The organism is Saccharospirillum impatiens DSM 12546, from assembly GCF_000423605.1.
GTDB classification, from domain to species: domain Bacteria; phylum Pseudomonadota; class Gammaproteobacteria; order Pseudomonadales; family Natronospirillaceae; genus Saccharospirillum; species Saccharospirillum impatiens.
This window is the reverse complement of record NZ_AUIH01000006.1, coordinates 140,172-152,641: the sequence shown is the minus strand read 5'-3', so window position 1 is coordinate 152,641 and position 12,470 is coordinate 140,172. Positions and strand designations below refer to the sequence as shown.

Genomic DNA, 12,470 nt, shown 5'->3' with positions numbered 1-12,470 from the left:
TCAGGCCAGCACGTCGTCAAACAGCCAGAGCGTAACGGCTTCCCCGGCTAGAACCGGTCCGCGCTCCTGCTCCAGCGCGATGTAGCAGTTGGCGTCGGTCAGCGAACTCAGTTGGTGTGAGCCCTGTCCGGAGCCGGTGCAGCGCACCTGAACCGTTCCATCCTTGACTGCCCAGTGGCCACGCTGGAAGTCCATACGCCCGGGAGACTTGTGCAAGGCATCCTGGCTGATCGCTGCTAATTGGGCGAGAGGGCGATGCGTCATGCCCATCAGGCGACGAATGGCGGGAACGGCGATCAGATGAAAGGTCACCAGAGTGGAGACCGGATTGCCCGGCAGGCCAACAAACCAGGCTTTGCTAAGGCGCCCGAACGCCAGCGGTTTGCCAGGCTTGATCGCCAGCTTCCAGAATTCGATGTCGCCTTCTTCAGCCAGAATATCGCGGGTAAAGTCGGCTTCACCGACGCTGACCCCACCACTGCTGATGACCAAATCACTCGTCTCATTGGCGGTACTGAACGCCTGGCGCAGGGCTTGAGGTTCATCGGGGATGACACCGAGATCCAGCACTTCAACGCCCAGTCGGTCGAGCAGGGCATGCAAGCCGGGTCGATTGGAATCATAGATTTGCCCGGGTGCAAGCGTGGTACCTGCCGCTTGAAGTTCGTCCCCGCTGGCAAAGACGGCGATACGCACGCGTCGGTGTACGGTCACGTCAACCAGGCCAACACTGATCAGCAGTGCGACATCAATGGGGCGTATCCGGTGACCGGCTGGCAGCACCACGTCGCCCTGCTTCAGATCGGTACCATTCAGGCGCACATTGGCGCCGGGCTCCGGTAACGGGTCAAATGCCACCCCCTGATCGGAATCTTGGGCGTGTTCCTGCATGACCACTGTATCGCAGCCTACCGGCAGCGGTGCCCCCGTCATGATGCGCACACAATGGCCGGGTTGCAGTGGTGTATTCAGCGATTGTCCTGCCAGGATTCGAGCCTGAACGGGCAGGGGCTTGCCAGTTGCGGCATCCTGATGTCGCAGGCCATAACCATCCATCGCTGAGTTATCGAATACCGGCAGATTCACCCGCGCTCGCACCGGCTCTGCGGTAATGCGACCCACCGCCGCGGTTATCGCCAGATCTTCAACCTGTTCGACAGGCGTCAGCTGATCCAGCATTCGCTCCAGGGCCTGGTCAATAGGCAGCAGGCCGGGCAAGTCATAACAGCTCATAACAGACTCCTTTTGGCGATCGGTGCTTGGTGTTTGGGCGTTGGGGTCGGTCAGTGAACGAATAAACGCCTGGTCCGTATTGCCGTGACGTTATTGCCCGGGCCAGCTTTCCAGCTCGGTATAATAAACCCAACGCCCTTTCACCTTACGGAATTCTGAGATTTCACGCAGCTGTTCCGGGTTGCTCTGCCCCTGGCGCTGCTCTTCTGCGTAGTGAGCGATGAACTCCACCCAGCCTTTCTTCAATCCTGCCTTACTGCGAATGACATCCAGCTGTTGCCAGTCTGTACCTTCCAGGTGCTCGGCAGTCAGCGCCGGACAGGTCTGGGAATGCCAGGTTTTGATCAGGTAGCCCAGACGCTTTAATCGATAAGCGGTGAAGCGACTGCGCATCAGGGTCTCCGGATCCCGGGGGTAAGCCCCGGCGTCCAGGAAGCGTCCGCAGCAGGCATCATAGGGTTGCGCCCGACCGCAGCAGCAGTGCGATGCAGCGGACATTGACGCATTGGGTGACGGGGGTGGCGTGTCGTTCATTGTAACGTCCGGGTGCTGTTGATCAGGTGGCCGATAGCCTGAGCCAGTGCGTTAGAGCGATGTGGATGGCGCAAAGCCTGCAGGATCAACCCTGACAGGTTGGGTTGTAAGGCGAGCCCCTGAACTACCCGGTTGAAGCCATCGGTGTCGGCCAGTACGGCAAGCCGGTCTAGGGCCGCCAGTGCCAGGTCGGTATTGGCCAATAGGCCGGGATGTCGGCTGAGAACGGCCAGAACCACATCCAGTTCGTCGGCGAATTGATTCAATGAATCGCTGACGAAGGCTTCAACCATCCCCGCTGAAGGGCTCAGCGACAGGGCGCGCAGCGTGGCAACGCGCGTGGCGACATCCTGATGATGTCGCGCCAGCCTGATGATGCATTCGGTCAGTGCCACGCCGGGTTGGTGGTGCTCAAAGGCGTTAAGCACCTGGTGGCGAACGAAATCTGGTAAGTCGGGTAATTGGCGAGACAACGCCTGCTCATCGGCTGGACTGCGCCGTTCCAATGCGTCGAACAGGCCTTGCAGGCCAACCCCTGCCCAGTCTTCTGCCGTGCCCCCCATCGTCAGCAACCGGTGGGCTTCAGGGTGGAATGAACTGGGGGGTGCGCCAAGCGTGCGACTGGCGCGGGCATGCAGGGCCGCCATTTTGTTGTCTGGTGGCGTAAACTGGTAGGGGTGGTCGGTTAGCAAGCGTTGACGCTCTTCGGCGTCAGCCGTCGCCAGCGAGCGATACAGGCGGTCGAGCACGTCTGTCATGACGGCGGCAGGCAATCCACCTTGCTCGTCGAGCGGCAGCTTCATGAACCAGATACTGTGTTGTTCCCGCTGTTCAGGGTTCCACAGCAATAAAATCAGCCAGGCATGACTCAGGTGCGGGTAGGGGTAAGGCTGCCCCTGATCAAAGCGGGCAAACTGCTCCCGGCTAAGATTGCGCAGCTGGCTGCCCAGGTCAAACGCCCTGTAGCGAGCACCGCTGCGCTCCAGAAAATCAACAAGGCCGGGTGTGGACTGGGTGTTTGAGGTGCTCATGCAATGGCTCGGGTATCGGTCATGGGTGGCGCAGTGTACCGGATTTGGGTCGGGTTATTAATCCCGCTGACCAGGGTGCTTTGCATCCGGCAGCCGGGTGTCTACACTGCCGGTTTTTTAACGACCCGCATGTCTGTCGCACAAGGGGAGGATGGCTGTTGTCTGAATTGTCGTATCTGTTGGACGAACTGGAAGTGGAACTGAGAGAGCAAGGATACTGGAACGATGTACCACCCACCCCGGAGGCGCTGGCAAGTAGCCAGCCATTCGCGGTGGATACACTGTCGCTGCCCGAATGGTTGCAGTGGATCTATCTGCAACGACTTAGGGCTCTGATTGACGCCGGTCTGCCACTGCCCACCGGGGCTCAGGTAAAGCCATATGCCGAAGAGGCTCTTAAGTTTGAACAGCGGCCAACAACCCCGTTGCTGGCGATTATTGACCGGATAGACCGGTGTCTTGGCAAGACCTGAGCAGGCAGGCGCATTTACTCTATCTGTTTGGTGCTTGAATCCAGCGCATTGTCGAAGAGGGCAACTAAGGAGCCTCTGAACAGGAAGCACAACGCGGCAAGCTGTTTGGTGTTGCCACAAAAAAAGGTGGCCTGAGCCACCTTTCAGCGTCCGTGCTCGCTGCGCGAGCCGGACATCATTGTCGCGCCTGACTTACTTGGCGAAATTTTCCGCTGCGAAGTCCCAGTTAGCCAGTTTCCAGAATGCTTCCAGATACTTGGGGCGCAGGTTGCGGTAGTCAATGTAGTAAGCATGCTCCCACAGGTCGACCGTGATGATCGGTGTCTGACCTTCGGTAATGGGCGTGCCCGCATTGCTGGTGTTGACGATTTCCAGCGAACCATCGCTGTTTTTGACCAGCCAGGTCCAGCTGGAACCGAAATTATTGACGGCTTTTTCGTCAAATTCTTTCTGGAAGGCCTCGAAAGAGCCCCACTTGGCGTTGATCGCGTCGCCCAGTGCGCCGGTGGGGGTGCCACCGCCATTAGGGCTCAGGCTGTGCCAGTAGAACGTGTGGTTCCAGATTTGAGCGGAGTTATTGAACACGCCGCCTGAGGAGGACTTGATGATGTCTTCCAGGCTCTTGCCTTCAAACTCAGTACCCGGGATCAGGCCGTTAAGCTTGGTGACGTAGGTGTTGTGGTGCTTGCCGTGGTGATATTCCAGGGTTTCCTGGGAAATGTGGGGTTCCAGTGCGTTGATCGCGTACGGCAGTTCTGGCAGTTCAAAAGCCATGATGTTCTCCCTCTGTCTTGTCGATGGGTGTATTAGCACGTTATCACTTGTGACTGTACTATCTGGTCGGTCGGGGCTGGTTTCAAGTCTGCCCTGGCCGCTATTTTAATGCGATTGGGCACAATTACCGAGTCTCTCCTGTTCATTGGCTTGTTCATTGGGGGGCTGTCCCTATAATGGCTTTACTTATTTAACACAGACAGGTTGTTTCAATGTCGGATTCCAAGCCGGGCAGCGAGTTACCCAAAATGGTCCCTGATCGGGACCAGATCCGCAGCCGTCAACCGACGGCTGGTCCCGCGTCCACCACACGCAACACAGCATCTCCCAAGCGCACGGAGCCGCCGGTTCGGGGCGGCGGTGACACGCCAACCCTGTTGTGGGTTCTGATACTGGTGTTATTTGTTATTAGCGCGGGTCTCGGAATGTTGGCCTACGGCCAGCAGCAGAGCCTGGCTATGTTCGACGAGCGTCTGCAACTGGCCGACGATCGCATTGTGTCGGTTCAGCGGTCCATGACCGAAACGGACGAATCGGTGGTGATGAACGAAACGGCGATCAATAATCAGTTCCGGGCGATCAAGGCCGAGACCGATATGCAGATGAGCGAGATCCGCAAACTCTGGGCCGTGGCCAATGAGCGTAACCGCGAGTGGATCGAAACCAATCAACAGTCGATTGCCCAGATTCAGTCAGACGTGCAGACTCAAATCGAGGCCCGCCAGCAGGCCGTGTCGTCGCTGACCGGCCGACTCGACGAACAGGCAACTAGCAACGCTGGTCAGGCTGAGTCAATCTCGGCTTTGCGATCCGAGCTGGCACAGACATCCGACGCTTTCACTGAATTGCAGGCGAGTCTGGAGAGCCTGAACCCGGCCAGCCTGGAAGAGCGATTATTGTCGTTGACGCTGACGCAGGAGAATTTGCTGGTTGAGCAGGGCACGGCGGCCATGAACCAACAACTGCTTCGGGAGGACGTCGCCGAGCTCAATGAGGTGCTGCGTTCAATCGATGCCGGCCGGCTCGAAGCCAACCGGCGGTTGGTTGCCGTCAGTGAGCGGGTAGATGGTCTGGAAGAGCGGGTATCGGCCTCATCGGGGGTGCAATAAGGCCGCATGACGCTACGTGATGTCCGATTGGACAAGCCGCTGAACCCGAGACAGAGTGCCATTGTGCGCCGGGTCGAGAAAGACGGACATGCGACCATCGATGACCTGGTCGACGATTTTGGCGTGACGCCCCAGACGATTCGCCGGGATCTGACTCTGCTGGAAGACAATGGCTTCATTGTGCGCTTTCACGGTGGCGCCAGCCCGGTTAACTCTACTGAAAATTTGCCCTATTTTGATCGGCAAATACTGAATCAGGCGGCCAAGGATCGTATTGCCCGAACCCTGGCCGATCAGATTCCGGACCATGCCAGCCTGTTTATCAACATCGGTACTACCACCGAGACCATTGCCCACGCTCTGATGCAACACAAAGGCTTGCAGATAGTGACCAACAACCTGCATGTGGCCACGCTGATGAGCAGTAAGGAAGATTTTCGGGTGATTGTTGCCAGCGGTGAGGTGCGTGCCCGCGACGGTGGCATTGTCGGTGAGTCGACACTCGACTTTATTCGCCAGTTCAAGCTCGACTACGGCATCATTGGTATCAGTGGCATCGACGACGACGGCTCCCTGCTGGATTACGACTACCGGGAAGTGCGCGTCGCCCAAACCATCATTGAACACAGCCGCCAGGTATTACTGGCGGCCGATCACAGCAAGTTTGGCCGTCAGGCCATGGTGCGGCTGGGCAGCATTGCCCAGGCCGATGCGTTCTACACCGACAGCCCGCCGCCGAAAGTTTTTCAGGATCTACTCACTGAGCATCAGGTCAGGCTGTTTGTCTGCGAGTGACCAGGCTCAGTTATTGCTGTGCAACTCGCTGTTCAACTCAACGGCCGTCTTGTTCGACAGGCATTCCACCCGGCCGGTTTCGGCGTTGCGCCAGAACAAGAGGTCAGACTGACCGGCCAGTTCCCGAGCCTTGACGGTTTTGACCAGCTGCTTTTTGTTGTCGAGCATGGCCACTTTGGTGCCTGCGGTGACATATAGGCCAGCTTCGATTGTGCAGCGATCGCCCAGTGGGATGCCGATGCCTGAGTTCGCCCCGAGCAGGCAGTTCTTGCCCAACGAGATCACGACCTTGCCGCCACCGGACAGGGTGCCCATGATCGACGATCCGCCACCTACGTCAGAGCCGTCGCCGACCATGACACCGGCGGTAATGCGCCCTTCGACCATGGATACCGCTTCGGTACCGGCATTGAAGTTCACGAAGCCTTCGTGCATGACGGTGGTGCCTTCGCCGATGTGAGCACCGAGGCGTACCCGGCTGGTGTCGGCAATGCGAATGCCTTTGGGTACAACATAGTTGGTCATTTTCGGGAACTTGTCGACGCACTGAACATCCAGCGTGCGGCCGGCGAGGCGTGCTTCCATTTGCCGGTCGGCGAGCTCGGGCAGGTCGATCGGGCCTTCGTTGGTCCAGGCGATGTTGTGCAGCAGACCGAACAACCCGTCCAGCGAGCAGCCGTGTGGCTTGACCAGACGATGCGACAGCAGATGCAGCTTTAGGTAGCCTTCAGCGACCGAGACGGGGGCCGCGTCGGTTTCCAGCGCGGTCAGCACGATGGTCTGACGGCTGCTTTCGCCAGCGCGGCAAAACTGGGCGCTTTCGCCATGGCCGGCAGTGTCGAAACTGTCGGCCAGAGCGCTCATCAGGGCAGTTTCGACCACCAATGCTTCATTGCCACCGTTCAGCTTGGCAACCTGGCTCAGGGTAGCGATAAGCTCTTCAGATGGCGCCAATATCGGTTGTGGATACCAGGCTTCAATGATTTTACCGTCTTTGTTTCGGGTGGCGGTGCCGATCGCCACTGCAAAATAGCTCATGTGATGTCCTCTCAATGTCGTTTAACAGATTTAAAGCAGTTTCAGCGAGCCTGAGCCACCAGATGCGCGAAGTGTGGTTCGTCGTAACCGACACTCACAGTGCCGTCATGATCGACCAGAGGCCGTTTGATCAATGACGGGTTATCTATCATCTGTTTGATGGCCCCTTCCTCAGTCAGGGTGTCACGCAGGTCCTGTGGCAACTTGCGCCAGGTCGTACCGCGCTTGTTGACGAGTTGTTCCCAGTCCAGTTGGGTCAGCCAGGTGCGCAGCAGGGGCTCATTTGGCGGTGTTTTTTTATAGTCGATAAAGTCGATGTCGACCGGCTGGCCGGCAAACCAGGCCAGTGTCTTTTTAATGGTGTCACAGTTTCGAATGCCGTAGATACGGATCATTGCGGTATCTTCCTTTCGTACGAATCGGGTTGAACCTGCCGGTTAGAGCAGGTGACGCAGGCGTTCGGCGGCGTCGATACAAGCGTCCAGTTCGGCGACCAGGGCAATGCGCACATGGCCGTATCCCGGTGTGATGCCATCAATAGTGCGGCACAGATATTGCCCGGGTAACACCCGGATGTTGGCTTTTTGCAGCCACTCACAGGCGACTTGAGTGTCATCCCGTTCAAGATTGGGCCAGAGATAAAAGCTGGCTTCAGGAATGCGTACAGGCATTTTGTCGGACAGGATGTCGTGAACTGCCTGGTATTTCTGGTTATACAGGGACCGATTGGCGGCAACGTGCGTTTCGTCCTGCCAGGCAGCAATCGACACCTGCTGATGCGGCAGCGGCATGGCACAGCCGTGATAGGTCCGATAGCGTAAAAATTCGGCGATCAGGCTGGCGTCGCCGGCAACGAAGCCGCTGCGCAACCCCGGCAAATTGCTGCGCTTGCTCAGGCTGTGAAACACAAGGCAGTGGCGGTAGCTGGTGTGGCCCATCGCCGCAGCCGCCCCGAGCAGCCCGGGTGGCGGATTGGCTTCATCCCGGTAGAGTTCGCTGTAGCACTCGTCACTGATCAACAGCACATCGTGTGCGATTGCCTTGCGAATCAGGTGTTGCAGCTGTTGCTGCGACAGCGGTTGGCCGGAAGGGTTGCCGGGGGTGCACAGAAACAGCATCTGACAGTTGTCCCAGTCTGCGTCGGTCAGGGCATCGAAATCCGGCAGATAACCGGTTTCTGCCAGGCAAGGCAGGTAACGCGGTTCACCTCCGGCCAAAAAGGTCGCGCCTTCATAGATCTGATAGAACGGGTTGGGCATCCAGACGTCGCGTTTGCTGGAACTGGCATCAAACAGCGCCTGGACCACTGAAAACAGGGCCTCCCGGGTGCCAGTGACCGGCAGCACGTTCCGTTCAGCCGTTAAACTGGCTTCGGGCAGCTGAAACCGGCGCTGACACCATTGGCTGATAGCCTCGCGCAGGGCTGGCAGGCCATTGGTGGCCGGGTACTGGGAGAAACCGCCCAGGTGGTCATGCAACAGGGTGCTCAGAAAGGCCGGTGCCGCATGCTTGGGTTCGCCGATGGACCAGGCCACTTCCGGCAGATCGGCGGGTGTTACGCCTGCGGTGAGTTGTTTGAGTTTTTCGAATGGGTAGGGCATCAGCCGCGCCATTAGCGGATTCATGGGTGTTGTCCCTGGTCGATGGTCTCGGTCAGTTGTTTCTGCAGCTCGGCCACTCGGTGTGAGTCATGCAGTGGTTCATTCTGGTTGTCGACGACGAAAAAAACGTCTTCCACACGTTCGCCCAGTGTTGAAATGCGGGCGCTTTGCATGCGCAAGTCGAGGCGTTTGAACGCCCGGCCGATGTCGGCGAGCAAGCCCGGCCGGTCTGACGTTATGACCTCGACCACGGTGCGGTGATTGGCCGGGTCGTTGCTGACAGTAATGATCGGCGCGATGCTGAAGTGTTTGAGTCGGCGTGACAAGCGACGGTTGGGTGTGGCGGTGTCTTCCGGGTCTTGAATGGCGAGCAACAGGCGATGTTGCACATCGCGCAGACGGGCCGGGTTGTTGCCGATGCTGTGGCCATCTTCATCCAGCACGATGAAGGTGTCGAGACTGAAATCCGACGCCGAAGAAGTCATGATGCGGGCATCCTGGATGTCCAGTTCACAACTGTCGAGGCAGGCGGCAATGTCGGCAAACAGGTGCGGCCGATCGGGTGCATAGATGAAGATCTGGGTGGCCCCGGCAAAACTGTGCTCATCGGTTTCCCGAATCAGCACCAGCGGCACGTTCAGGCCGTGATTGGCGATGGCGCGGGTATGCCAGGCAATGTTTTCCGGGCTTTCGCGCAGAAAATAATCATCTCCCGGATTGTCCCACAGTTGCAGGATCTCTGTTTCGGTAAAGCCATCGTCGCGCAGCATAGCCATGGCAGCTGATTTCACATCCCGTATGCGTTCTTCCTTGTCCATCGGGTTTTCCAGCCCGCGTCGCAGGGCCGCCATAGCTTCGTTGTAGAGTTTCTTCAGCAGCGAGGCTCGCCAGCTGTTCCACAGATTGGGGTTGGTCGCGTAGATGTCGGCTACCGTCAATACGTACAGGTAGTTGAGCCGGTGAATGTCGCCCACCTGCTGGGTGAAGTGGTTAATCACTTCGGGATCGGAGATGTCGAGTCGTTGTGCCGTGATCGACATTAACAGGTGATTGCGTACCAGCCAGACGACCAGGTCGCCTTCCCAGGCGGTCATTCTGTGGCGCAGTGCAAACCGCCTCACTTCTTCGGCACCTTCGACGGAATGGTCGGTACCGCGCCCTTTGCCAATGTCGTGATACAACGCTGCAATGTAGGCCAGCTCGACCTTTGGCAACTGGTGGATCACCTTGGTGGCGATCGGGAACTCTGCGGTGTTGTTGGCGTGACGGAAACGGCGCAGGTTACGAATGGTTAGCAGGGTGTGGGCGTCAACGGTGAACACATGAAACAGGTCATACTGCATTTGCCCGACGATCAGTCCGAATTCGGGCAGGTAACGACCCAGGATGCCGTATTGGTTCATGCGCATCAGGTTGGTCGATACGCCGGCCGGGCTGCGCAGCAATTCCATGAAAAAGGTGATGTTGCGTAAATCCTGGCGGAATTTACCGTTTATTCGATGCCGGTTGGCGAAAATCTGGCGAATTGTGGAGGCGCGGATGCCTTTGGTATCGGGTCGCTGTGCACAGAGCACGAAGATTTCCAGCAGGGCGGACGGGGTGCGAACGAACACCGTCTCGTGCAGCGTCTCAATATAACCGTTGCGAACCTGAAACCGTGAGTTGATCGGGATCAGCTGGTCGTCCTCATTCTGGTGCAGAATGGCTTCATCGAACAGTTGCAGCAACATGATGTTCAGGGCGCGGAGTTTGAACACCTGACGAAAGTAATCTTGCATCAGGTGTTCGACGGCCAGTTGACCTTCGCGATCCTGATAGCCGAACTGTTCGGCGACCTTTTCCTGCAGGTCGAACAGCAAGCGGTCTTCCTCCCGGCCACTGAAATAGTGCAGGGCGTAGCGGATGCGCCACAGATAGTCCTGGCCGTCGATCAGAGCCTGATATTCCGCATCGGTGAGGAAGCCCCGTTCAACCAATTCAGCCAAATCGGTATCGCCAAAATGCCGTTTCGCCACCCAGGCAATGGTTTGAATATCCCGTAACCCGCCCGGACCAGCTTTAACGTTGGGTTCCAGGTTGTATTCGGTCTCATTGTATTTCTGGTGACGGTGGGTCTGTTCGTTCAGCTTGGCTTTGTAGAAGTCGTCGCTGGGCCAGATGTGGGCCTGACTGATCAGGCCGGAGACGCGCTGGCGCAGCGTCGGGTTTCCGGTCAGAGTGCGGCTTTCCATCAGATTGGTGGTGATGGTGACGTCGCCCCTGGCCTCCTCCTGGCAGGCTGCCAGGGTGCGTACACTGTGTCCGACGTCCAGTTTCAGGTCCCACATCAGGGTCAGAAAAGCCTGAATCGAATCAACGTTTGCGTCGATATCGGCTTCTTCGTCGAACAGGAGCAACAAGTCAATGTCGGACTTGGGCAGCAACTCGCCCCGGCCGTAACCACCCACAGCGATCAGTGCGATGTTCTGGTCGCGTTTCCAGTCAAAATGCTGCCAGGCTGCGGTAATAATCTGATCCATGGCCCAGGTCCGGCCAAACACCAGGGTGCGAATCGGTTCCCCCTGCAGGAATCGGCGGTCCAGTGTCTGATAGAGATGATCCAGGGCCTGACGCAAAGCTTTGATGGGCGGTTGCTGGGTCTTTACCTGCGTCAGGCTGTCTGTATCAATCAGGTCAGCATCGGCATAATCGTTCAGATTCATGCACTCATCCTAAAGAGACGACATCACGGTGCGTTAACAAAGTCCGTTTGAGGTGTTTGGGTCATATCTTGGGTTAAAACGTTTCTTCCTGACGACGGGTCAGTACCTCTACGCCAGTCGCTGTTACCAGCAGCGTATGCTCCCACTGGGCGGAAGCCTTGCGATCGCGAGTGATAACCGTCCACTGATCACCGAGCATTTTCGATTGTGGCTTGCCCGCATTAACCATCGGCTCAATGGTGAAGGTCATGCCTTCTTTGAGTTCCATGCCCGTGCCCGGACGACCGTAGTGCAGAACCTGAGGCTCTTCATGAAAGACAGCGCCGATGCCGTGACCACAGTATTCACGGACAATGGAATAGTAATTGGCTTCAGCGTGTTGCTGGATCACATGACCAATGTCGCCCAGTCGGGTTCCCGGGCGGACCAGCTCAATGCCTTTATACAGGCATTCCTGGGTAATTCGCACCAGTCGTTCCAAGTGTGGTTGAGGGTCACCGACAAAATACATTTTACTGGTATCGCCATGGTATCCGTCTTTAATGACGGTCACATCAATATTGACGATATCGCCTTTTTTGAGAATCTTGTCGTCACTGGGTATGCCGTGGCAAATTACGTGATTCACTGAGGTGCAAATCGACTTCGGAAAGGGCGGGTTGCCATAATTGAGTGGCGCCGGTATGCCCCCCTGAACGTCAACAATGTGGTTGTGGCAGATTCTGTCCAGCTCCCCGGTGCTGACACCCGGCTGAACGTATTCGCCTATCATCTCAAGAACTTCAGCGGCGAGGCGTCCCGCCACGCGCATTTTTTCAATTTCTTCGGCGGTCTTAATGGTTACAGACATGAGTTTCCCAGGCGAACGTTAATAGTGGCGCCACATTCTAAAGCTTTTGGCGGCGACTTGCAGCAACGCTGCCACGAAGCCGCACCATACCGCCCTGATAGGTGCTCTTAACGCGCTTGTGGCAGGTTGGGTGGGTGCCAAAAAACTTTGATTCAGTGTCCGTTTATGGTATAAAGCGCGCCGCTTTGGACGGACTGTTCAAAGGAATGCTGCCTGGATTGATCAAGAATCAGGCAGTGTCTATTAACTCTCACATGCACCGGCACATGATTTCGGGTGCCCCTGGCCATTCAGGACTGGGGTTGAATCATGGGGTGTGTGGAGGCTTAA

Annotated in this window: 12 protein-coding genes; 3 read left to right on the top strand and 9 right to left on the bottom strand. The window is 57.3% G+C overall.

Features of this window, described 5'->3' with window-relative positions; all coding sequences use genetic code 11:
- From moeA to G565_RS0106355, 3 genes are all read right to left on the bottom strand, one after another.
- Complete coding sequence (gene moeA / locus G565_RS0106365; RefSeq protein WP_028670185.1) at positions 1–1,233, bottom strand: molybdopterin molybdotransferase MoeA; 1,233 nt, start codon at positions 1,231–1,233, stop codon at positions 1–3.
- 90 nt (positions 1,234–1,323) lie between these two features.
- A complete protein-coding gene (locus G565_RS0106360; RefSeq protein WP_245584139.1) occupies positions 1,324–1,767 on the bottom strand; it encodes a YchJ family protein in 444 nt (147 codons plus the stop codon).
- The gene (locus G565_RS0106355; RefSeq protein WP_028670183.1) at positions 1,764–2,798 is read right to left on the bottom strand and encodes a DUF3549 family protein; all 1,035 of its coding nucleotides are present in this window, start codon (positions 2,796–2,798) and stop codon (positions 1,764–1,766) included. The genes G565_RS0106360 and G565_RS0106355 overlap by 4 nt, the downstream gene beginning before the upstream one ends.
- A 158-nt stretch (positions 2,799–2,956) precedes the next feature.
- Between G565_RS0106355 and G565_RS0106350 the strand changes: the two genes are divergently transcribed.
- Positions 2,957–3,271: a YqcC family protein gene (locus tag G565_RS0106350; protein ID WP_245584138.1), complete on the top strand. Its 315-nt coding sequence runs from the start codon at positions 2,957–2,959 to the stop codon at positions 3,269–3,271.
- Between the two features lie 192 nt (positions 3,272–3,463).
- On the opposite strand, the gene G565_RS0106345 is transcribed toward G565_RS0106350, so the two are convergent.
- On the bottom strand, positions 3,464–4,045 hold the full coding sequence (locus G565_RS0106345) for a superoxide dismutase (RefSeq protein WP_028670181.1): 582 nt from the start codon (positions 4,043–4,045) through the stop codon (positions 3,464–3,466).
- 212 nt (positions 4,046–4,257) lie between these two features.
- Between G565_RS0106345 and G565_RS0106340 the strand changes: the two genes are divergently transcribed.
- Positions 4,258–5,154, top strand: coding sequence for a hypothetical protein (locus G565_RS0106340; RefSeq protein ID WP_028670180.1), 897 nt, complete (start codon positions 4,258–4,260; stop codon positions 5,152–5,154).
- A gap of 6 nt (positions 5,155–5,160) precedes the next feature.
- The gene (locus G565_RS0106335; RefSeq protein WP_051207465.1) at positions 5,161–5,949 is read left to right on the top strand and encodes a DeoR/GlpR family transcriptional regulator; all 789 of its coding nucleotides are present in this window, start codon (positions 5,161–5,163) and stop codon (positions 5,947–5,949) included.
- Positions 5,950–5,955: 6 nt separating this feature from the next.
- Here G565_RS0106335 and dapD read toward each other — a convergent pair whose 3' ends face one another.
- From dapD to map, 5 genes are all read right to left on the bottom strand, one after another.
- Entirely contained in the window at positions 5,956–6,987 is a 1,032-nt protein-coding gene (gene dapD / locus G565_RS0106330; protein WP_028670178.1) for a 2,3,4,5-tetrahydropyridine-2,6-dicarboxylate N-succinyltransferase, read from the bottom strand.
- A 41-nt stretch (positions 6,988–7,028) separates the two neighbouring features.
- Positions 7,029–7,382 carry a Spx/MgsR family RNA polymerase-binding regulatory protein gene (locus G565_RS0106325; RefSeq protein WP_028670177.1) on the bottom strand — a complete coding sequence of 118 codons (354 nt, stop codon included), beginning with the start codon at positions 7,380–7,382 and terminating at the stop codon, positions 7,029–7,031.
- 42 nt (positions 7,383–7,424) lie between these two features.
- A complete protein-coding gene (gene dapC, locus G565_RS0106320; RefSeq protein WP_028670176.1) occupies positions 7,425–8,612 on the bottom strand; it encodes a succinyldiaminopimelate transaminase in 1,188 nt (395 codons plus the stop codon).
- Entirely contained in the window at positions 8,609–11,290 is a 2,682-nt protein-coding gene (gene glnD / locus G565_RS0106315; protein ID WP_051207464.1) for a [protein-PII] uridylyltransferase, read from the bottom strand. The genes dapC and glnD overlap by 4 nt, the downstream gene beginning before the upstream one ends.
- A 73-nt stretch (positions 11,291–11,363) precedes the next feature.
- Complete coding sequence (gene map, locus G565_RS0106310; protein WP_028670174.1) at positions 11,364–12,140, bottom strand: type I methionyl aminopeptidase; 777 nt, start codon at positions 12,138–12,140, stop codon at positions 11,364–11,366.
- Positions 12,141–12,470 lie beyond the last annotated feature (330 nt).